General features: G+C 65.8%; 23 protein-coding genes and 3 tRNA genes. 18 read left to right on the forward strand and 8 right to left on the reverse strand.

The features are described from left to right. Window positions 1–68: 68 nt before the first annotated feature. Window positions 69–932: a methyltransferase domain-containing protein gene (locus ACV7JP_RS16145; protein WP_457796670.1), complete on the reverse strand. Its 864-nt coding sequence runs from the start codon at window positions 930–932 to the stop codon at window positions 69–71. A gap of 247 nt (window positions 933–1179) precedes the next feature. Between ACV7JP_RS16145 and ACV7JP_RS16150 the strand changes: the two genes are divergently transcribed. The 4 genes from ACV7JP_RS16150 to ACV7JP_RS16165 all read left to right on the forward strand — a co-directional run bounded on the left by ACV7JP_RS16150 (window position 1180) and on the right by ACV7JP_RS16165 (window position 4327). Further along, window positions 1180–1713 (forward strand): L,D-transpeptidase, encoded by a 534-nt coding sequence (locus ACV7JP_RS16150; RefSeq protein WP_457796671.1) that lies wholly within the window; start codon window positions 1180–1182, stop codon window positions 1711–1713. A 551-nt stretch (window positions 1714–2264) separates the two neighbouring features. Continuing rightward, window positions 2265–2768: a YbjN domain-containing protein gene (locus tag ACV7JP_RS16155; protein ID WP_457796672.1), complete on the forward strand. Its 504-nt coding sequence runs from the start codon at window positions 2265–2267 to the stop codon at window positions 2766–2768. Next, window positions 2765–3592 (forward strand): pyrroline-5-carboxylate reductase, encoded by an 828-nt coding sequence (proC, locus tag ACV7JP_RS16160; RefSeq protein ID WP_457796673.1) that lies wholly within the window; start codon window positions 2765–2767, stop codon window positions 3590–3592. The genes ACV7JP_RS16155 and proC overlap by 4 nt, the downstream gene beginning before the upstream one ends. Window positions 3593–3667: 75 nt before the next feature. Beyond that, window positions 3668–4327: a TetR/AcrR family transcriptional regulator gene (locus ACV7JP_RS16165; protein WP_457796674.1), complete on the forward strand. Its 660-nt coding sequence runs from the start codon at window positions 3668–3670 to the stop codon at window positions 4325–4327. Window positions 4328–4536: 209 nt separating this feature from the next. On the opposite strand, the gene ACV7JP_RS16170 is transcribed toward ACV7JP_RS16165, so the two are convergent. The 3 genes from ACV7JP_RS16170 to ACV7JP_RS16180 are packed head-to-tail and all read right to left on the reverse strand — an operon-like array spanning window position 4537 to window position 7240. Then, window positions 4537–5907 carry an ATP-binding protein gene (locus ACV7JP_RS16170; RefSeq protein ID WP_457796675.1) on the reverse strand — a complete coding sequence of 457 codons (1371 nt, stop codon included), beginning with the start codon at window positions 5905–5907 and terminating at the stop codon, window positions 4537–4539. 8 nt (window positions 5908–5915) lie between these two features. Further along, window positions 5916–6683, reverse strand: coding sequence for a response regulator (locus tag ACV7JP_RS16175; protein ID WP_457796676.1), 768 nt, complete (start codon window positions 6681–6683; stop codon window positions 5916–5918). Then, window positions 6680–7240 carry a MarR family winged helix-turn-helix transcriptional regulator gene (locus tag ACV7JP_RS16180; RefSeq protein ID WP_457796677.1) on the reverse strand — a complete coding sequence of 187 codons (561 nt, stop codon included), beginning with the start codon at window positions 7238–7240 and terminating at the stop codon, window positions 6680–6682. Before ACV7JP_RS16180 ends, ACV7JP_RS16175 begins: the two co-directional genes overlap by 4 nt. A gap of 299 nt (window positions 7241–7539) precedes the next feature. Here ACV7JP_RS16180 and ACV7JP_RS16185 point away from each other — a divergent pair, with 299 nt between their 5' ends. Next, entirely contained in the window at window positions 7540–8412 is an 873-nt protein-coding gene (locus ACV7JP_RS16185; protein WP_457796678.1) for a branched-chain amino acid aminotransferase, read from the forward strand. Window positions 8413–8560: 148 nt separating this feature from the next. On the opposite strand, the gene ACV7JP_RS16190 is transcribed toward ACV7JP_RS16185, so the two are convergent. The 3 genes from ACV7JP_RS16190 to ACV7JP_RS16200 form a co-directional block, all read right to left on the reverse strand. After that, entirely contained in the window at window positions 8561–9034 is a 474-nt protein-coding gene (locus tag ACV7JP_RS16190) for a hypothetical protein (RefSeq protein ID WP_457796679.1), read from the reverse strand. A 45-nt stretch (window positions 9035–9079) separates the two neighbouring features. Next, window positions 9080–9646, reverse strand: coding sequence for a hypothetical protein (locus ACV7JP_RS16195; protein ID WP_457796680.1), 567 nt, complete (start codon window positions 9644–9646; stop codon window positions 9080–9082). Window positions 9647–9792: 146 nt separating this feature from the next. Continuing rightward, a complete protein-coding gene (locus tag ACV7JP_RS16200) occupies window positions 9793–11244 on the reverse strand; it encodes an aspartate aminotransferase family protein (protein WP_457796681.1) in 1452 nt (483 codons plus the stop codon). A gap of 460 nt (window positions 11245–11704) precedes the next feature. On the opposite strand from ACV7JP_RS16200, the gene ACV7JP_RS16205 reads away from it, so the two are divergent. The 10 genes from ACV7JP_RS16205 (at window position 11705) to ACV7JP_RS16250 (ending at window position 16944) form a co-directional block, all read left to right on the forward strand. Continuing rightward, entirely contained in the window at window positions 11705–12280 is a 576-nt protein-coding gene (locus tag ACV7JP_RS16205) for a cold-shock protein (RefSeq protein ID WP_457796682.1), read from the forward strand. An 84-nt stretch (window positions 12281–12364) separates the two neighbouring features. Next, window positions 12365–12847 (forward strand): DUF192 domain-containing protein, encoded by a 483-nt coding sequence (locus ACV7JP_RS16210; RefSeq protein WP_457796683.1) that lies wholly within the window; start codon window positions 12365–12367, stop codon window positions 12845–12847. 93 nt (window positions 12848–12940) lie between these two features. Next, window positions 12941–13017, forward strand: a tRNA-Pro gene (locus ACV7JP_RS16215). 246 nt (window positions 13018–13263) lie between these two features. Next, on the forward strand, window positions 13264–13575 hold the full coding sequence (locus tag ACV7JP_RS16220; protein ID WP_457796684.1) for an ETC complex I subunit: 312 nt from the start codon (window positions 13264–13266) through the stop codon (window positions 13573–13575). A gap of 12 nt (window positions 13576–13587) precedes the next feature. Next, window positions 13588–13664, forward strand: a tRNA-Arg gene (locus tag ACV7JP_RS16225). 56 nt (window positions 13665–13720) lie between these two features. Further along, window positions 13721–13797, forward strand: a tRNA-Arg gene (locus tag ACV7JP_RS16230). Window positions 13798–13816: 19 nt separating this feature from the next. Next, on the forward strand, window positions 13817–14596 hold the full coding sequence (locus ACV7JP_RS16235; RefSeq protein ID WP_457796685.1) for a DUF2865 domain-containing protein: 780 nt from the start codon (window positions 13817–13819) through the stop codon (window positions 14594–14596). A gap of 216 nt (window positions 14597–14812) precedes the next feature. Beyond that, window positions 14813–15457, forward strand: coding sequence for a DUF47 domain-containing protein (locus ACV7JP_RS16240; protein ID WP_457796686.1), 645 nt, complete (start codon window positions 14813–14815; stop codon window positions 15455–15457). A gap of 9 nt (window positions 15458–15466) precedes the next feature. Further along, window positions 15467–16465 carry an anion permease gene (locus ACV7JP_RS16245; protein ID WP_457796687.1) on the forward strand — a complete coding sequence of 333 codons (999 nt, stop codon included), beginning with the start codon at window positions 15467–15469 and terminating at the stop codon, window positions 16463–16465. Beyond that, window positions 16462–16944, forward strand: coding sequence for an NUDIX hydrolase (locus ACV7JP_RS16250; RefSeq protein WP_457796688.1), 483 nt, complete (start codon window positions 16462–16464; stop codon window positions 16942–16944). The genes ACV7JP_RS16245 and ACV7JP_RS16250 overlap by 4 nt, the downstream gene beginning before the upstream one ends. A gap of 76 nt (window positions 16945–17020) precedes the next feature. Here the strand turns inward: ACV7JP_RS16250 and metC are convergent, their stop codons facing one another. Further along, window positions 17021–18202, reverse strand: a complete 1182-nt coding sequence (gene metC, locus ACV7JP_RS16255; RefSeq protein ID WP_457796689.1) for a cystathionine beta-lyase — start codon at window positions 18200–18202, stop codon at window positions 17021–17023. Window positions 18203–18286: 84 nt separating this feature from the next. Here metC and ACV7JP_RS16260 point away from each other — a divergent pair, with 84 nt between their 5' ends. From ACV7JP_RS16260 to ACV7JP_RS16270, 3 genes are all read left to right on the forward strand, one after another. Continuing rightward, window positions 18287–19327, forward strand: a complete 1041-nt coding sequence (locus ACV7JP_RS16260) for an amino acid ABC transporter substrate-binding protein (RefSeq protein WP_457796690.1) — start codon at window positions 18287–18289, stop codon at window positions 19325–19327. After that, entirely contained in the window at window positions 19308–20270 is a 963-nt protein-coding gene (locus tag ACV7JP_RS16265) for a DUF817 domain-containing protein (RefSeq protein WP_457796691.1), read from the forward strand. Before ACV7JP_RS16260 ends, ACV7JP_RS16265 begins: the two co-directional genes overlap by 20 nt. 117 nt (window positions 20271–20387) lie before the next feature. Next, window positions 20388–20639 (forward strand): hypothetical protein, encoded by a 252-nt coding sequence (locus tag ACV7JP_RS16270; RefSeq protein WP_457796692.1) that lies wholly within the window; start codon window positions 20388–20390, stop codon window positions 20637–20639. The last annotated feature ends 81 nt before the right edge of the window (window positions 20640–20720 follow it).

A 20720-nucleotide genomic window follows, 5' to 3' on the forward strand; every position in this document is an offset into this window, starting at 1 on the left:
GGATTGCTTCGCCTCGCTCGCAATAACGGTGGAAGACGCGAGCAAAAGCGTTTCATGAGCAGAAAGCCTCACTCGCGCCGCGCCGCCTTCATCGCATCCTCCAGCCGCATCGTCGCCGAGCCCGGTTTCGCCGGCTTCTGCTGGCTCTCATGCGGCGCCCAGCCGGATATCCAGACGATCTCGAAGCTCGCGCGCACGCGCCCGTCCGGGTCGGAGAAGCGGTCGGCGTAGATCTGCGCGGCGCGGGCGAGCACGTCCCGGCGCAGGGGGCGGGAGTCGCGCTTCACGAGCGCGTTCGCGGCGCCCATGGCCCGCAAGTCCCTCATCAGCCCCAGAACCGAATCGTAGCGCAGCGCGAAGCTGTCGACATCCGAGACGGGCAGGGCGAATCCCGCGCGCTGCAACAGCGCGCCCATGTCGCGCACATCCACGAAAGGGGAGACGCGCGGGCTCGCGCCGCCGGTGATCTCCTCCTCGGCTTGCGCCAGCGCCATGCGCAGCTCCACGAGGCTGGCGCCGCCCGGCAGGCAGGCCAGAAACAGCCCGTCCGGCGCGAGAATGCGCCGCACCTGGGCGAAGACGCCCGGCAGGTCGTTGACCCATTGCAGGGCCATTCCCGAAACGACGAGGTCGAAGGAGGCCGGCGCGAAGGGCAGGGCCTCCTCGTCGACGATCACCGCGCCGCCGAGCCGGCTCGCGCGCAAGGGAGCCGCACGGCCGCTCGCGACGATCGCCTGTGAAAAATGCTCCGCCGGCGCGCCGAGATCGAGTGAACGCGGGAAGTCCCGCTTAACGGTCAGGAGCCGGTCCAGGAGATCGTCGGCCGCCCGCGCGAGCAGGAAGTCGGGCGCGCCTTTGACGAGCGCCCGCCGCAGCCGCTCGCGCAGCAGGCCCTGGTCGAAGATACGGGGCGGGGGTGATTGTTTTTCCATAAGCTTTCTCTATTGCGCAGGGGCGCCGCCGCGGCAAGCGCCGGGCGCCGGGATTTTGGACGAAAGAGGGCTAGATAAGGGCGGGGGAAGGCGGGGCGCAGCCTGTTGCCTGAGCGCAACATACGGAAATACTTAACGTTAAGCCCTAACCGCAAGATGCGGAACGCTTAGACAAGATCATGGCGAAAGCTAGAATGCCGATATTGTCAGCATCCGCGTTCGGCGCGTCAGTTAAAAGGTGAATCCAATGCGTAGCTCGTCCTACCGGCTGAAGGGTCTTCTGATCGGCGCCGTCGCGGCGCTCGGCGTCGCCGCCCTTCCGCAGACCGCCGCCTCGGCCCGCGACACCGTGTCCTTCTCGCCCTCCGTCGAGCCGGGCACGATCGTGATCAGCGCCAGCCAGCGCAGGCTATTCTATGTGGTGAGCCCGGGCGTCGCCATTCGCTACCCCGTCGCCGTGCCGAAGCGCGGCAAGGAGTGGTCGGGCTACGCCGCCGTCGACGGCAAATATTTCCAGCCCGACTGGTCGCCGCCGGCCGTCGTCCGGGCCGACCATCCGGAGCTTCCGCGCTTCATCCCGGGGGGCTCTTCCCGCAACCCGATGGGCGTCGCCGCGCTGACGCTCGACCGCGGCGAGGTCGCGATCCACGGCACGAGCCCGAGAATGCGATCCTCTGTCGGCACCGCCGCCTCCTATGGCTGCATCCGGATGCTGAACGAGGACGTCGCCGATCTCTATTCCCGCGTGAGCGTCGGCACGCCGGTCATGATGGAGCGCTGACGCCGGCGCATTCGTCCGCGGGCGGGCGGCGGGAGAAGATTCCCGGCGCCCGCTTTTCCAGACGGCCGAGAAAGTAAAGTTATTTTTCTCCAAAGCTTTTTGTCCGCATTTTGCGTCTAGCTGTGGAATGGAGCCCGCCGCCCATAGACGGAGGAAGACGAATCCAGCAGTCTGCGGCCCAGGTTGACGCGCCTTTCGCGCTCGAGCCAGCGTGATCGGAGTAAAGGATTTTCTCCTCCCGAGCCGCCTGCGGCGTCTCGAAGGACGCGGAAATCCAGTAAGACGCGGCTTTCCTTTCCTTCGTCCTTTGAGACGGCCGCTTCGCCGCCTCGTCGGGATGAAGGAAAGAAAGACAGTCTTTCGCCCGATTGCGCTGGCGCTTGAACCGTCACGCGTTTCTGAACAGGTGGAGTATAGTGGCCGTAGGGAATGATTCGACCGCTCGAACCCTCTGCTCGAAGGAGGCGCCTGTTACTCGAAGTCTCGTGATGCGTCGTCCTATGTTTTTGCAAGTCGCCGCGTCCTGCTGACACTCCGATGAAGGTTGGCTCATGCTGATCGCTACAGAAAAAGAAACGGAACGGGCCGAACATCCGGTGGATGTCGTGGAGCAATTGGCCGCCACGAACGATTGGTCCTTCGACCGTGAGGATGAGGACGAAATCTCGATTTCCGTCGCCGGCGCCTGGACCGAGTATCACGTCGCCTTCACCTGGCTCCCGCAGCTCGAGACCCTCCATGTGAGCTGCGCCTTCGATCTGAAAGCGCCCGAGCGCCGCCGCGCCGAGGTCATGGCCCTCGTCAACGCCATCAACGAGCAGATGTGGATCGGCCATTTCGACTTCTGGCCGCAGGAGGGCGTCGCCATGCATCGCCACGGCCTTATGCTCTGCGGCGGCGCGCAGCCTTCGCCCACGCAATGCGCCGCCCTGCTCGAGAACGCGCTGACCTCCTGCGAGCGTTATTACCAGGCGTTCCAGTTCGTGCTCTGGGCGGGCAAGTCCGCCAGAGAAGCGCTCGACACCGCCAATTTCGAGACGAAGGGCGAGGCGTGAGCGCCTTGTCCTTGAAAGAGGCTTCGGTCGCGCTGGTCGGAGCCGGCAATATGGGCCTCGCTTTGCTCGAGGGCTGGTCGGCGCAGGGTCTCTCCGCCGACCGCGTCGCGATCGTCGAGCCCAATCCGTCGGACCGCCTGCGCGCGCTCTGCGCCGCGCAGGGCTTTTCGCTTTCCGGCGCGCCGGGCGCGGGGCCGTTCGACGCCGTCGTGCTCGCCGTCAAGCCGCAAATGCTGGAGGCGGGCGCCGAGGCGGCCGCGCCTTTCGTGGGACCGGAATCGGTCGTGGTGTCGATCCTCGCGGGCAAGCGCGTCGCCGACATTTCCGCGCGCCTGCCCGCCGCCGGGGCGCTCGTGCGCGCCATGCCCAACACGCCCGCTGCCATTGGCAGGGGGATGACCGGGGCCTATGCGAGCGCCGGGACGAGCGAGCGCCAGCGCGCGCTCGCCCATGCGCTGCTCGCGGCCGCCGGGCAGGTCGAATGGGTCGACAGCGAGACGCTCATCGACGCCGTCACCGCCGTTTCTGGCTCCGGCCCGGCCTATGTGTTCTATCTCGTCGAGGCCCTCGCGGCCGCCGGCGTCGAGGCGGGACTGCCGGCGGATCTCGCCGGCCGCCTCGCGCGCGCGACCGTCGAGGGGGCGGGCGAGCTTCTGTATCGGCAGGCGGATGTCCCGGCCGAAACCCTGCGCCAGCGCGTGACCTCTCCGGGCGGCACGACGGCGGCGGCGCTTTCCGTGCTGATGGCCGCGGATGGGCTGGCGCCGCTCCTTGCGCGCGCCGTCGCCGCCGCAAAGAAGCGCGCGGGCGAACTTTCGGGCTGAGGCGGCGGTTCTCGCCTTGCCCCCATCTGGCGCGGCAATAGATTACCCAAAGAGAAAACTAGATCGGAGACGACGATGAGCGCTCGAAACAGGGTGATCGACGCCGCCCTGAGGCTCGCGGCCCGCCGCGACTTCGGCGATGTCAGCCTCACCGACATCGCCCATGAGGCGGATATTTCTCTGGCCGAGATGCGCGATCTCTTCCCCTCCAAGGGGGCGATCATTGGCGGCTTCAACCGCAGGATCGACCGCGAGGTGCTGGAGGCCGTCTCGACGCAGGATTCGCATGATCCGGCGCGCGACCGCCTGTACGAAGTGCTGCGCAAGCGCCTCGAAGCGCTGGAGCCCTATCGCGACGCGCTGGCGAGCGTCGCCCGCTGGGCGGCGCGCGACCCGCTGACCGGAACGGCGTTGAATCGAGAGGTCGTCAACTCCATGCGTTTCATGCTGGAGGCGGCGGACATTGATTGCGACGGGCCTGTCGGCTCGCTGAAGCTGCAAGGGCTGGCGCTGGCCTGGGGCAGGGTGCTCGACGCCTGGTTCCAGGACGGTTTCTCCTTCGCGCTGGAGACCCTCGACCGCGAGATCGCGCGCGGCGAGCGCTATGTCGAGCATGTCGAGGACATTGCGCGCATCACGCGGCCCTTCGCGGATATGGCGAACCGCTTGTTCGAGATCGGCGGGCTCCGCCGCCGTCACGCGGCGGATGACGACTATCCGCATCCGAGCGCCTAGGCGAAACGCTCTCGTCATTGCGAGCGGCGAAGCAATCCGGGGACGTCGTCCCGGCTCTGGATTGCTTCGTGGCTTTGCTCTCGCAAAGACGGGCGATGCGGATGACTATCCAGGACCGCCGTCATTGCGAGCGGAGCGAAGCAATCCAGAGCCACGTCCCGGCTGTGAATTGCTTCGCTCCTCTCGCAATGCCGGGCGGACGCGGCGGCTTAAATCGGCAGCGTGACCGTCGCCCGCAGGCCGCCAAGGGGGCTGCGGTCGAGGGCGATGTCGCCGCCATGCGAGCGGGCGATGTCGCGGGCGATGGCGAGGCCGAGGCCGGAATTGCCGTTGTCCTGGGTGCGCGACTCGTCGAGCCGATAGAAAGGCCTGAAGGCGTCCTCGCGCCGCTCCACCGGAATGCCGGGTCCATCGTCGTCGATATGGATAACCATCGCCTCGCCGTCATTGACGATGGAGAACTCCATCTTCTTCCCGTAGCGCTGCGCGTTGCCGACGAGATTGGCGAGCAGCCGCTTGATCGCCGCCGGGCGCGCGACGATCGTGGGGTCGCCTTCGACATTCTGCGTCACGGGAATGCCGCGGCGCTCCGTGTCGGCCTTGAGCTCCGAGAGAATCGCGCCGACGTCCGTCGGCGACGAGGCCTCGCCGCCATCGCCGCGGGCGAAGGCGAGATAGGCTTCGACCATGCGCTCCATCTCGTCGACGTCCTTGCGCATCTCATTGGCCTCGTTGCTCTCGCCCATCAGCGCGAGCGACAGCTTGAAGCGCGTGATGATGGTGCGCAGATCATGCGAGACGCCGTTGAGCATGGTCGTGCGCTGCTCGATGGCGCGCTCGACGCGGCGCTTCATCTCCAGAAAGGCGTGGCCGGCCTGGCGCACCTCGCGCGCGCCGCGCGGGGAGAACTGCACGTCGCGGCCCTTGCCGAATTCCTCGGCCGCGCGGGCCAGCCGCAGGATCGGGCGGATCTGATTGCGCAGGAAGGAGGTCGCGATGGCGAGGATGATGACCGAGGCGATCGCCATCCACATGAAGAAAATATAGGAGTTCGAGGCGTAAGCATGGGTGCGCGTGACGAGCATTCGCAGCGTCGCGTCATTGAGCGCCACGCGGATCTCGATCAGATTTCCCGGCAGGCTCGTATTGATCCAATAGGGCTGCAAAATCTTGCGCGACAATTCGCTGGCCAGCGCCTTGTCGAGCAGCGAGAAGAGCGACTTCTTGGAGACGGGCTCGGGCAGCGGCTCCTTCGGCAGCACCGACAGCTCCATATTGAGGTCGAGCGCGGCGATTCGGCGGAGCTGGCTGTGGCCCGGATCGTCCGGGAAAGTCTGATAGACGTCGGCCACGGCGGCGACCTGCCGCGCCACGGCGGCCGACAGGCGGTAGGTCACGACCTCCCAGTGACGCTCCATGAAGACATAGGCCACCGCCGATTGCAGCAGCACCACGGGAAGAATCACAATAAGGAGCGCGCGCGCATAAAGGCCCTTGGGCATGCGCGCGTGAAGCCAGTCTGCGAAGCGGCGCCAGAGCTGGCGCGGCGCGGAAAGGACTTCGGTGATCACGAGGGACATATTCGCCTCTAGCTCTGCAACTTTGTAGCGCGCGACGAGTCGACGACAAGTCGATAGCCGTGGCCGCGCACCGTTTGCAAATGGCGCGGCGCATTGGGGTCGGCCTCGATCTTGCGGCGCAGGCGGGCGATCTCGACATCGACCGTCCGCTCCGCCGCCCTCTGCTCCGAGGCGCGGTTGGAAAGAGTTTGCCTCGAAACGATGGCGCCCGCATGTTCGACCAGAGTCTGCAACAAGTCGCGCTCGCGCGTCGTGAGGCGCACGGCCTCGCCGAAGCGGGTCAGCTCGCCGCGCGCGGGATCGAAGGCGAAGGGACCGAAGCGCGCGAGCGGGTCGGCGGGCTCAAGGCGGCGCGACCGCCGCAGAATGCTCGCAATGCGCAGCGACAGCTCGCGCGGATCGAAGGGCTTGGCGAGATAATCGTCGACGCCCGCCTCGAGTCCTTCGACCCGGTTCGCGGTCTCGTGGAGCGCGGTGAGCATCAGAATCGGCGCGGAGCGCAAGGGCTCGGGGCCTTCGCGCAGGCGCGCGGCGAATTGCGTGCCGCTTTCGCCCGGCATCATCACATCGAGGACGATGAGATCGAAGGCGAAGTCCTGCAGGCGCTCGGAGGCCTCCCGCGCATTGCTGGCGGCGCTGACGAGATAGCCCTCCCGCATGAGATAACGGGAAAGCAGCGCGCGGATGCGCTTGTCGTCGTCGACGATGAGGATATGCGCGCCTTTCGACGCCGCCGCCGGCGCGCGCGGGAGGATGGCCGTTGCGGCGGCGCTCATCTTTTGCCCCGGCCGAGATCGGCGCGGCCGAGATGCCGCCGGACGCGCTCGCGTTCCTCGGGATCGACCATGGCGAAGAGAAACGCGGCGGCCGCGTCGCGCGCGGCGGGAGGGAGCTCGTCCAGCACGCGGCGGAAGCGTTCCGATTGCAGCGCCGCGAGCTCGCGGGCGAGCTGCGCGCCGCGCGGCGTCGGATAGAGCAGGCGCTGGCGGCGATCGACCGCGCCCGCCCGCGCCTCGACGAAGCCGCCGTCGAGCAGCTGCTTCAGCACGCGGTTGAGGCTCTGCTTGGTGATCTTCAGAATATCGAGCAGCGCCGCGATGGCGAGGCCCGGCCGCCGATGCACGAAATGCAGCACGCGATGATGCGCGCGGCCGAAATCGTAATTCTCGAGGAGGCGGTCGGCGTCGCCGACGAAGTCGCGATAGGCGAAGAAAAACAGCTCGACGAGATCCAGCGCCTCGGCGTCCTCCTCCATGCGGCGCGGAGCCTGACTCGGCGCCGCCGGGACGGCGGACGACAGGACGGCGGCCTTTGGCGGGAGAAGATCGCTCAATCGCGGTTTCCTGGACTTCTTCTTGAGATTCTGGACGCCCGGCGAAGCTGGGGCGGGCGGAGTCGAACCCCAGCCATGATTATGGCGGCGCGAGTCCCGCCCGGCGGTCTTCGATCGCCGACCTCCCCGTAGAGGGGAGGCGTTGGTGCGGCAACCATCCGAGATTATCGTTCACCCGATTCCCCCGCGCGCCTATATGTCAGCTATATTGACATATTTCTGACCGATGGCTAGTGCTTCCCGTCAGCGTCGAAGCGGCCGATCGGCCCTCGCCGAGACGCCGCTTTCCGGAGCTTGCCATGCTTGTCCCGCCCTTCGATCAGCGCGACGGATTCATTTGGTACAATGGCGCGCTGGTTCCCTGGCGCGACGCGAAGCTGCATGTGCTGTCGCACGGCCTCCATTACGGCTCCTGCGTCTTCGAGGGCGAGCGCGCCTATGCCGGCAGGATATTCAAGTCGCGCGAGCATTCCGAGCGCTTCAGGCGCTCCGCCCAGGTGCTCGACTTCGAGATTCCCTACACGGTCGAGGAGCTGGACGCTGCAAAGGACGCGACGCTGAAGGCCAATGGCCTCGTCAACTCCTATGTGCGCCCGGTCGCCTGGCGCGGCAGCGAGATGATGGCGGTCGCCGCGCAGAATTCGACCATCCATGTCGCGATCGCGGTGTGGGACTGGCCGAGCATGTTCGACATCGCCACCAAGATGAAGGGCGTCAGGCTCGACATCGCCGAATATCGCCGGCCCGATCCGCGCACCGCGCCGTCTCTGGCCAAGGCGGCGGGCCTCTATATGATCTGCACCATCTCGAAGCACCGCGCCGAGCGCCGCGGCTATGCCGACGCGCTGATGCTGGACTGGCAGGGCCGGGTGGCGGAATGCACCGGCGCCAATGTCTTCTTCGTGAAGGATGGCGCGCTGCATACGCCGATCGCCGACTGTTTCCTCGACGGCATCACCCGCCGCACGGTCATTGATCTCGCCAAGGCGCGGGGCATTGAGGTGATCGAGCGCCGCATCCAGCCGGAGGAGTTGGCGGGCTTCGATGAATGCTTCATCTGCGGCACGGGCGCGGAGGTCACGCCCGTCGCGGAGATCGGTCCCTACAAATTCACCCCGGGCGACGTGTCGCGCGCGCTGGTCGAGGACTACGAGAAGGCGGTTCACGCCTGAGAATCGCAAAGCGCGCCGCGCTCGTCATTGCGAGCGGAGCGAAGCAATCCAGGGGCGTCATCGCGGACGCTGGATCGCTTCGCCGCTCCGCTCCTCGCAATGACAGGCGAAAAGTTTTGCGGCGGCCTTTTGGGCCGCCGCTTCATTTTCAGTAGATCGTCTCGCAATTGCAGCGCTTGCGCACAACGCGATAGGTCGTCACGGGCTGATAGTGCACGGTATTGTAGGCGCGGTAGGTCGTCACCGGCACGTAGTGCGTGCGGACATAGGGACGATAGGACGTCTGCGGCACGACATAGGCGCGCTCATAGCTCGTGGCGTAGCCGCCGTTCACATAGACGTCGGCGGCGCTGTAGGCCGCGCGGCGATAGGGGCCGCCGCCATAGCCGCCCGCCGGATACTGGTAGCCGCCCTGATAATATCCCTCGTCATAGCCGACGGCCCCGACGCCGATGCCGCCGCCGATTCCGATCCCGCCGCCATAGGCGTAGCTGGGTCCCGGCGTATAGGCGCCGCCGAAGAAGGGCGCCGTGAAGTCCTGCGCCGAAGCGCCGCCCGCGGCGAGAACGCACGCCGCGGCGCCGGCCAGAGACAGCGACCGGATGATTGAAACAAAACGCATGATGCTCACCCTCAGATTACGGCGCTGAACATGCGCCATTGAAGCTCAATCCACGCCGTCGCGGCGAGCGGATTTTCGCGTCGCCCGGCGATTGTTGTCGTGCAGGTAAAAGATGTGCTGCGAAGGACGGTAAACGGTCTGCGGCGCGTAACCAGTCGGGCCGTAGGTCGTCTGACCGTCGTCATATCCGCCCGGCGGCCGGATGGTGTAGAGGCGGCTGTAGCCGTCGTCCGGATAGAAGACTCCGCCGCCGCCGTAGAAGCCGCCGTCGCGACGGCGATTGTCGTAGTGATTGTAGGTGTAGATATTGGTGGAGTTGCCCATGGAGACCGCGTCGCCGCCATATCCGCCGCCCCAGAAGCCGCTCAGGACGCCGTGTCGATTGGCGCCCAACCCCAGACCGGCCGCCCCTGTCGGGCCCTGGCCCCGCGCATAGGCGCCCACGCCGACCGCAGGCAACCCGCGAAAGCCGCCATGGCCCCCAAATCCGCCGCCGCCATGTCCGCCTCCATGGCCGCCGCCGAAACCGCCAGCCTGCGCCAGCGCGGCGCCGGGAAGCAGCGCGAGCGCTCCTGCAAAGGCGGCCGCGCGAAGTCCTGAATTGAAACGCATGACTGACGCCCTTTCATGTCTGATCGGATCAGAACGACGCAACGCGGCGCAACTGTCCGATTCTGGCGCGCCTTGGCGGCGTGCGGAACATTCAGGGCAAATAGCGTTCCGGCCCGCGCGGCAAAGCTCCGCGCGGGCGATAGGCGTCAACCGCTCATGCGCGCCTTGATCGCGTGCTCGGCGAGCGTCTTGCCGAGCGACCAGACGGCGGAGGCGTTGTGCGCGTCGGCGATCACCGCGTCGAAAGCGCTCTCGATCCAGTCGCAATCGGCGTCGCTCAGGGTGAGCGCCGGCAGGAGCTTGATCGTCGGATTGGCGTGGCCCGCCACCTGCGTGAGGACCTTATGGTCCTTGAAGAGCGGGATGCAGATGAGCTGCCCGAAGAGTCCGGAGTTCGCGGTCTCCAGCAGGTTCCAGGTGGCTTTCAGCATGAGCGATTTCGGAGGGCCGAATTCGACGCCGATCATGAGGCCCTTGCCGCGCACGTCGGAGACGAGCTCGTAGCGGTCGGCCATCTTGCGGAAGGACGCAAGCAGGCGCTCGCCCTTCGCCGCCGCGTTCTCCACCACGCGCTCGTTCTTGATCACTTCGAGCGTCGCGACGCCCGCCGCCATTGCGAGATCGTTCTTGCTGAAGGTCGAACCGTGCACGACGGCGCGGTCCATGCGGTCGAAGACCTTGTCGAAGACCCATTTGCGCGTGAGCACGGCGCCGACGGGAACATGGCCGCCCGAAAGCGCCTTGGCGACGACGACCATGTCGGGCTCGACGCCCCGGTAATGGTCGATCGCGAAGAATCCGCCCGTGCGGCCGAGGCCCGTCTGGATTTCGTCGGCGACGAAGAGCGCGCCGTATTTGCGGCATAGAAGCTGGGCGCCGGCGAGATAGTCGTCGTCGGGCATGTTGACGCCCTTGCCCTGGATCGGCTCGACGAAGAAGGCCGCGATCTCGCGCGAGGCGAGCGCCGCTTCGAGGGCGGGCAGGTCGTTGAAGGGAATCTCCCTCGCGTCCGGCAGCAGCGGCCCGAAGCCCTTCCGGAAGATCTCGTCCCCGTTCATCGACAGCGCGCCGTAAGTGAGGCCGTGGAAGGAATGGGAGCAATGCAGAACGCCGGGACGCCCCGTCGCCGCGCGCGCAAATTTGATCGCCGCCTCGATCGATTCGGCGCCGGAATTGGCGAAGAAGACCTTTTCGAGATAGGGCGCGCGCTCGATCAGCTTCTCCGCGAGGACGCCGGCGAGAGTCGAGACGTCGAGCTGCACGAGATTGGCGAACTCGCCGTCGATCACGCCGACGAGCGCGTCGCGCACCGCCGGATGGTTGCGGCCGACGGCGAAGACGCCCCAGCCGCTCAAGAGGTCGAGATAGCGATCGCCCTTGCGGTCCCACAGATAAGGCCCGAGGCCGCGCGTGAAGCCGACGTCGTAGCCGATCGTCTTGAGAACGCGCACCCACATCTCGTTGAGATATTTCGAATGAAGGGAGAAGCGCTCGCTCTCGCGCGCCGAAACCATCGCCGCGAGGTCGTAAGGAGAGGCGGCGCCCGCGCCGCCTCGCGCAGCGGAAACGCTCGATTGCGCAGTCGACAGATCAGTCATGCGACGGCTCCGGAAGGTGGCGTTGGGCGCGGGTCTCTCGTGCCGCGCCTCCGGCCAAGACAAGTCCGCGCTTTTCTCGATTGCGCGCGGCGCGGAATTTGTCAAATCCTGGTAAACCGAGCCAGGCCGAGCGAAGTTTCGCGGCGCGATTGCTGCGCTCGCGCCTGGGCCGCCGCGACGCGTTGTCGCGCGGCGGCCGGAAGGCGGGATCGCGCCATATAATTCAATTCGTTTTAAGCCGCCGGGCGACGGCGGCCCGGAAAGCGGCGGGGGCGGCGGCGCCCGCGCCGCGCGTATCCACAGGCATTCGCGTCGATGGTCGAAATCTCTGGTTGGATGAACGGCAGGCGATGTTATCCTCTCGTTAGCGATTCATTTGCCACGCAGCGATTCGAGAGTTTTATAAGCTCGCTGTCTGCGCCGGTCGAATGCTCTGGATCAGCACTGGGGAGTTGGTCGGTTGGGAGCGAAGGTGACATTTCAGGACGAGTTAGACGCCGTGTCCGCCGAGAGCGAAGAAGGCCTCGAACTCATCGAGGTAGCCGGACGCATCAAATGGTTCGACGTCGCGAAGGGATACGGCTTCGTCGTTCCCGACGACGGTTCGCCGGACATTCTGCTCCACGTGACGATTTTGCGCCGCAGCGGCCTGCAAACCGCCTTCGAGGGCGCGCGCGTGGTCTGCGAGGCGCAGCGGCGCGCAAAGGGCATGCAGGTCTTCCGCGTCATCGCCATGGACGATTCGACGGCCGTGCATCCGGCGCAGTCTTCCGCCGGACGCACCCATGTCCAGATCAAGCCGACCAGCGGCTATGAGATCGCGATCGTGAAATGGTTCAATCGCGTGAAGGGTTTCGGCTTTCTTACGCGCGGCGAGGGGACGGAAGACATCTTCCTTCACATGGAGACGGTGCGCCGCTACGGCATGGCGGAGCTCAAGCCAGGCGACAGCGTGCTCGTGCGTTATGGCGACGGTCCCAAGGGCCTCATGGCCGCGGAAGTGCGCCCGCTCGAGGCCAAGAGCGCCTCGCACTGAGATTTTGCCGACGAGACGCGCCGCATTGACCTTGCGAACCTCCGGCCTTTTATAGCGGACGCGTTGGAAGCCTTCGGAGGGCGCATGGGACGTCGGCTTTGCTCATCTCTCAATTTTCCGGGACTTCTTACGGCGCTGATCGTTTTGGCCGCGCCGATCCTCGCCGGCCCCGGCGCGCGCGCGGAGGCGCCGCTTCAGCGCCTCGAATTCGTCACCGCGACGGGGTCGCACGAGTTCCGCGTCGAAGTGGCGGACACGCCGGCCGAGCGCGCCAAGGGACTCATGTATCGCAGGCACATGCCGGCGGATCAGGGCATGCTCTTCGTCTTCCATGAAGAGGGGCCGATCATGATGTGGATGAAGAACACCTATATTCCGCTGGACATGATCTTCGTGTCGCGGCGCGGCATGGTGACGGCGGTGGCCGCCGAGACGGTTCCATTGTCCGAGGCGACGATCTCGTCCGAGGGTCCCGCTTACGCGGTCATCGAGCTCAATGCGGGCACGGCGGGCAAGATCGGCCTCAAGCCGGGAGACGAGGTGCGTCATCCGGCCGTCAGGCGATAGCCGGGACGGCGCGCGGCCTCGCCTTGTGAGGCGGAGCGCCGCGTGGTAGCGGAAGAGCAGGGTGGGGGCCGCCGCGGCGCGCCCCGAATCCGGCGGGGTATAGCGCAGCCTGGTAGCGCGGAAGTTTTGGGTACTTCAGGTCGCAGGTTCGAATCCTGCTGCCCCGACCAGCGCCTTCCCGAATTCCCGACATAGTTGGCTTGCAAGCTTGCTTACGGCGTTGGATCAAGGTACCGGCCTTTGGCGCGAATTCGAAAGCCGGGAGCGCGGCGGGGCCGCGAGGCCATCAAACTGAAAAGATCAGGTTGCAAATTGCATTTGGCTGCTTACGAAGGGGAGCGAGGGTTCGAGCCTCAGGCGAGGCGATCGGGACCGACGCGGCTTCGCCGCCGCTCCGAGAGAGGCAAGAGGTTGAAATGACGGCTCGCATCTATCGTCAATCGCCGAGCGTGACTCAGTCGGGTCCGGGGCCGGCCAAGCCTTGGCGGCTGGATTTCGATCCCGAGACGCCGCGCTCCATCGAGCCGCTGATGGGCTGGACCAGCTCGGGCGACATGAAGCAGCAGATCCGGCTGCGCTTCGCCACGAAGGAAGAGGCCGTGGCCTATGCCGAGCGTGAGGGCCTTCCCTATCGCGTCGATGAGCCGAAGCCCAATGCGTCCTCGCGCCGGATCGCTTCCTATTCGGACAATTTCAAAACGAGCCGCATCGGTTTGTGGACGCACTGAACGGAGATTCGTGGCCCCGTAGCTCAGCTGGATAGAGCAACTGCCTTCTAAGCAGTAGGTCGCAGGTTCGAATCCTGCCGGGGTCGCCAGAATCGACATATTTTGATAACAACCTTCCAACCATCGGCGGCCGAAGAGCCGGGATGGCTCCGTAGCTCAGCCGGATAGAGCAACTGCCTTCGAAGCAGTGGGTCGCAGGTTCGAGTCCTGCCGGGGTCGCCAAAGCGACGCAGACGAGGGAATGGGAACGGCGAAGATGCGGCTCGACCGGGCGTTGGCGACTGGCTTAGCGGCGCTTCTGGCGCTCGGTCTTTTATTTGCGCCGGAGCCGGGGCGGGCCGAGGGCGGGCTGCTCGAATTCCTTTTCGGACCCGATCCGACTCCCGCGCCGCCGCAAATGGCGCCGCCCCGCGCGCGCCGCGATTCGGCGGCGGGCCGGCGCGTGAAAGGCGCGGTCGGCGAGTTGCGCTTCGGCAAGCCCGGGACCGGCTTCTCGTCCGAGCCGACCGCGGGCGGCTTCTGCGTGCGAACCTGCGACGGCTATTATTTTCCGCTCATCAAATCGACCAGGGCCACGCGGCAGCAATCCTGCGAACTCGCCTGTCCCTCGGCGCCGATGGAAATCTACGACGGCTCGACGATCGAGTCGGCGCGCAACTATAAGGGCCAGCGCTATTCGGCGTTGCCGGTCGCCTTCGCCTTCCGCGACAGGGCCAATAGCAGTTGCGCCTGCAACGATCCGCGCTCCTCGCAGGCCTTTTTCGAGAAGACCGCGCGCAGCGACCCGACGCTGCAATCGGGCGACGTCGTGGTGGAGGACAACGGCGCCTTCGTCTATAGCGGCGCCAAATTCGTGCCGCTCAGCAACGCCTCTTTCATGTCGTCGAATCTGCGGGACCGGCTGCGCGCGATGCTGCGCCGGGCGGCGAGCGTCAAGCCGGCCATGAGCGAGACGCCGCCCAGCCCGCCGCCGGCCGCCATTGACGCGAGCAAGGAAGACCGGACAGGCAGCACGCATTAGAACGAAGGCCGTTTTTTCGCGAGGCGCGGCTCTTTTAGTTTGGGAATCGACCGCCTTTTCCGCAATTTGGCGATTCCGCCCCAGCCACGGCGCAATCCCGCGCACGCATTTTGCGCTTTACATGACCGCTCCGCCTTGGCTACTAGCCCTCGAGTCCATTTGTGACAGTTTTGTGACAGTGGGTCGGCGCGATTTTTAAAGAGGCGGAGGCCGTAGATGTTGTCCTGGTTCCAGGCGCTCATGCCGAAGGAGGAGCGCTTTTTCGACCTTTTCGAACGTCACGGCGAGACTCTCGTCGCGGGAGCGCGGGCCCTGCGGCGCATGCTCGACGGCGGGGAGGGCGTCGCCGACTGTCGTCAGGAAATCCGCCGTCAGGAGCATGCGGCCGACGAAATCACGCGGGATACGCTGCTCGCCGTGCGCCGCACCTTCATCACGCCATTCGATCGCAGCGACATACGCGAGCTCATCACCGCGATGGACGACACGATCGACCAGATGCACCAGACCGCCAAGGCGACCCAGCTTTATGAGACGCGCGACTTCGACGCCTCGATGCGGCGCATCGGCGACATTATCGTCCAGTCGGCGGAGCTGACGCGCGACGCCATGCCGCTCCTGCGCGCCATGGGCGCCAATCACGGCAAGCTCAACGCCTTCAGCGAAGAGATCACCCGGATTGAGGACGAGGCCGACGCGATTCACGACGAGGGGCTCAAGGAGCTGTACCGGGCGCACCGCGGGAGCGATCCGATGGCCTTTATCGTCGGCTCCGAGATCTATGGCCATCTCGAGAAGGTCGTCGACGGATTCGAGGACATCGCCAACCGGGTGACGGGCATCGTCATCGAGCACGTCTAGGAGCGCGTCGTGGCGGATGTCCCGCTTCTCCTTTACGGCCTTATCGCCGTCGCGCTGTCGTTCGACTTTCTGAACGGCCTGCACGACGCCGCCAATTCGATCGCGACCATCGTGTCGACCCGCGTGCTTCGGCCGCAATACGCCGTGTTCTGGGCCGCCTTCTTCAATTTCGTGGCTTTCCTCTTCTTCGGCCTGCATGTCGCGCAGACCGTCGGCACGGGCATCGTCTCGCCCCAGATCGTCGACGACAATGTGATTTTCGGCGCGCTGATGGGCGCCATTTCCTGGAACCTCATCACCTGGGCGCTCGGCATTCCCTCGTCCAGCTCGCATGCGCTGGTGGGCGGCCTTGTCGGGGCTGGCGTGGCCAAGGCGGGCATGAGCGCCGTGGTCTGGAGCGGCTTGATCAAGACCGGCTCGGCCATCGTCCTTTCGCCCGCGCTCGGATTCCTGCTCGCGCTCCTGCTCGTGCTCGTCGTCTCTTGGGCCGTCCTGCGCCGGACTCCTTACGCCGTCGACAGGCTGTTCCGCTCCCTTCAATTTGTTTCTGCTTCGCTTTACTCCCTTGGCCATGGAGGCAATGATGCGCAAAAGACCATGGGCATCATCGCGGCGCTCCTCTATTCCCATGGCGCCTTGGGCGGTGAATTCCACGTGCCGTTCTGGGTGGTGCTGACATGCCAGGCAGCGATGGGGCTGGGGACGCTTCTGGGCGGGTGGCGAATCGTGCGCACAATGGGCTCGAAGATCACGCGGCTGACGCCCATGCAGGGCTTCTGCGCCGAAACGGGCGGCGCCATCACGCTCTTTCTTGCGACGGGCTTTGGCATTCCCGTTTCGACGACGCATACGATCACCGGCGCCATTGTCGGCGTGGGCGCGGCCCGGCGCGTTTCGGCGGTGCGCTGGAACGTCGCCAAGGACATCGTCGTCGCCTGGGTCGTCACCATGCCGATGTCGGCCTGCATCGCGGCGGCCTTCTATGCGGGCGCGAGTTTCTTCGAATGAAGAAGAAGGCGCCGAAATCCCCGAAACAAGACGCTTCGTCCGGCGCGCCCCGCACGCAATATGCGGCGCTGCCCTGGCGGATCGACGCAGAGACCGGCGTCGAGATCTGCCTCGTGACGTCGCGCGACACGAAGCGCTGGGTCATTCCGAAAGGCTGGCCGATGAAGGGCCGCAAGCCGCATATCGTCGCCGCGATCGAGGCGACGCAGGAGGCGGGCCTGCAGGGCAAGATCGAGAAAGCGAAGCTCGGCGAATTCGAATATGAAAAAAGGCTGCAGGGCGGGGCGGCGGTCGATTGCCGCGTCGAGGTCTTTCCGCTGCGCGTGGAGCGCCAGCGCAAGAAATGGCCGGAGCGAAATCAGCGCGTCACCTATTGGTTCCCTTACGCCATCGCGGCCAATCAAGTCGACGAGCCGCAATTGCGGGAGCTGATCCTCGCCTTCGGAAGCGCCGTCTCGCGGACGATCGACCCGGCCTGAGGCCCGCATTGCGAACGCTCTGAAGAATCGATCGCGTTATCGGCGCTTAGGCGTTTCCGCCCTGAACGCCGCGCGATCAAGCGGCGAGCCGCGCAAAGCCGGCCGCGAGATCCTCCTTTAGATCTTCGACGTCCTCGAGTCCGATCGAGAAGCGCAGCGCCGGCCCTTCCGCCTTCCACTTCGTCGCCGTGCGGTACGGCGTGCAATCGAAGGGCAGGACGAGGCTCTCATAGCCGCCCCAGGAGAAGCCGATCCCGAAAAGCTCGAGCCCGTTCACAAAGGCCTCAACCGCCTCCTTGGCGGCAGGTTGCAGGATGATCGAGAACACGCCCGAAGAGCCGGAGAAATCGCGTTTCCACAGCTCGTGGTCGGGATGGTCGGGCAGGCCAGGATGCAGCACGCGCGCGACCTCAGGACGCGCGGCGAGCCATTTGGCGATCTCCAGCGCCGCCCGCTGCTGCTCGCGCAGCCGCAGCGCCATGGTGCGCATGCCCCGCAGCGCGAGCGACGCGTCGTCCGGGCTGGAGCCGATCGCGAAGAGATTGAAGGTGTGCCGCAGCCGCTTCGCCCATTTGGCGTTGGCCGAGACGAGGCCGAGCAGCATGTCGGAATGGCCGGAAAGATATTTCGTGCCGGCCTCGATCGCGAGATCGCAGCCGCGCTCGTGCGGCGGAAAGAAAAGCGGCGTCGCCCATGTATTGTCGACGATGACGCAGACCCCTTTCTCATGCGCCGCGGCGGCGATGGCCGGGACGTCCTGAATCTCCATGCTCTGCGAGCCGGGCGATTCCGTGAGAATGGCGGCGGTCTCCGGCCGGATAAGCGCCGAAACGCCGGCGCCGATTTTCGGGTCGTAATATTGCGTCGTCACGCCGAAGCGCGCGAGAAGGCCGTCGCAGAAGAAACGCGTCGGGGCGTAGGCGGAATCGGTGACGAGGAGATGCGCGCCCGCCTTGGTCGCGGTCAGAAGCGCGATGGCGATGGCGGCGAGGCCGGAAGGGACGAGCACCGTATCCTCCGCGCCGGCGATCTCGCTCCAGGCTTTCTCCAGCGCGCGGGTCGTGGGCGTCCCCTTGGTTCCGTAGGTATAGGGCTGGCGCAGGCCCTCGAGGTCCGCGACCGTCGGGAAAAGCACGGTCGAGCCGCGAAAGATCGGCGGATTGACGAAGCCGAAATGTTCGAAGGGTTCGCGGCCCGCCTGGGTGACAACCGTGGCCATACGCTTTTTTCGCCGCTTTTCGTCTTTATCGCTCTTCATGGTCTTCCCTGGGTCGCGGGCGGGGGCGCTTGCGCCCGCCGGGCTCGACCGTAATATACCGAGCACGCAAATCCGAGCCCGTCCATGATCGCCCGAGGCTTCCTTCACGCCGCCGTCCTGGCGGCCATCCTTGCGGTCGGCGGGCAGGGGGCATCGGCGCAGAGCGACGCCGGCCCGACGCTTTCAGCGATCCTCAAGCGCGGTTATCTCTCCTGCGGCGTATCGGAGGCGGCCGGCTTCGCGCAGCCGCCCGGCGGCGAAAAGGGCGATTGGACCGGATTCGACGTCGATTTCTGCCGGGCGGTCGCGTCGGCGATCTTCGACGACCCAAAGAAGGTGCGCTTCCTCGGCCTTGCGCCCAAGGACCGCGTCCAGGCGCTGCAGGCGGGCTGGGTCGATCTCCTGGCGAGCGCCGCGCCCTGGACGCAATCGCGCGATGGCGGGCAGCGGGCGATCTATGCCGGGGTCTCGCTTTACGACGGCCAGTCCTTCCTCGTGCGGCGCCAGCGCAGCCTCGCCTCCGCGCAGGATCTTTCGGGCGTCTCCGTCTGCGTGCAGCAGGGAAGCTCCTATGAGCTGGAGCTCGCCGACTTCTTCCACAAGCGGAAGGCGCAGTACGAGCCCAAGCTCTTTCCGACCTTCGAGGAGGCCGCCGCCGGCTACGATAAAAGCCAATGCGACGCGCTGACGGCGGACGCTTCGACCCTTCACGCCGCGCGCGCGAAGCTCTCGAACCCCGAGGCGCATGACGTTCTGCCGGACCTGCTCACAAAGGCGCCGCGCAGCCCGGTGGCGCGGCAGGGCGACGACCAATGGCTCTCCATCGTCCGCTGGACGCTCTTCACGCTGATCGACGCCGAAGAGCTCCAGGTCTCCGCCGCCAACGCCGACGCCGCCTTGAAATCCGAGGAGCCGAGCATCCGGCATCTGCTCGGCGTCGAGGGCGACCGCGGCGCGGGATTGGCGCTTCCGGGAGACTGGCCCTATCGGATCGTCAAGCATGTCGGCAATTACGCGGATGTCTTCGAGCGCAATTTAGGGCAAGCTTCGCCATTGGGCATGGAGCGCCGCCTGAACGCTCTGTGGAGCAAGGGCGGGCTGATGTATGCGCCTTCGGTCAGATGAACGGAGCATAAGGGAGAAAAGCGCGGCCGAACTCTGGCCGCCGCTGCGGCGCTTCGTCGAGACCGAAGCCGCCATCGGGCAATGGGCGGCGAAAGGCGGCCGGGCCAGACGCTTCGTCTATGAATTCATCCGCTTCGGAATCAAGCAGGCCTGGGCGTGCCTCTTCGGCGCGATCATGGTCTTTCTCGTGCTGGCGACGCGGCTGTTCTATCCAGCCGATGCGCCGCTCGCCCGGTACGACTTCCTCTTCCTGGCCGCCCTTGGCGTGCAGGCGGCGCTGATCCTCCTGCGCTTCGAGTCGCTGAAGGAAGCCGGGGTGATCTTCCTGTTCCATGTGGTCGGAACGGCGATGGAGCTGTTCAAGACCGCGCACGGCTCCTGGGTTTATCCCGAGGAAGCGTTCTTCCGTATCGGCGGCGTCCCGCTTTTCACTGGCTTCATGTACGCCTGCGTCGGCAGCTATATGATGCGCGCCTGGGCGCTGTTCGACTTTCGCTTCACGAACCACCCGCCGCTCCGGCAGGTCGGCGTGCTGGCGGCGGCCATCTACGTCAATTTCTTCGCGCATTATTACGTCGCCGATATGCGCCTGCCGCTCTTCGCGGCGAGCGCGGCGATCTTCTGGCGCACGACGATCTATTATCGCATCCACCATAGCTGGCGGACCATGCCGCTGCTGCTCGCGGCCTTTCTCGCCGCCTGCTTCATCTGGATCGCGGAGAATATCGCGACCTACAGCCATGTCTGGCTCTATCCGGATCAGATGGCGGCGTGGAAGCCGGTGGGGATCGGCAAGCTCGGCTCGTGGTTCCTGTTGCAGATCGTGAGCTACGCGCTGGTCGCGCTCGCCTGCAAGCCGCAGCCGCCCGACGACGCGCCGCTCGAAGAATCGCGGGCGCGGCATGATGACCGGCTGACATTTCGCTCGCGCGCGTCGACCTGACCAACGCGGTCGCTTTGAACCGGCCGGCCGTCATGCTAGTCTCCTCGCCTAGAAGGGGTGTTGCGGCTTCCTTTCCGGTGGGGACCGGGTTTTATCCCGGCCCCTTTGCGTTAGCCGATGATCACGGTGATCTTCCACGACCTGACCGTGATTTCGACCTTCACCCGGATTTTCACACGCAACACCCCCTTTCGGTTCGCCAGTCGGATGAGCTGGCGCGCCGGGTATAGCCGAGTTCGAGGCTGGGTCGAAGTTACGTTCTCGGGCATGGGCTTGCGCGCGCCCTGCGTTGCACGCCGTGGTCAGACGCCCACAGCAGCGCTGTGGCCGCTTGAACGCATCGATCCTCGTGGTAATCTCCTCGCCTAGAGGGGGTGTTGCGGCTTCCTTTCCGGTGGGGACCGGGTTTTAACCCGGCCCCTTTGCGTTAGCCGATGGTCACGGTGATCC

This window comes from Methylocystis sp. S23 (genome assembly GCF_054106005.1).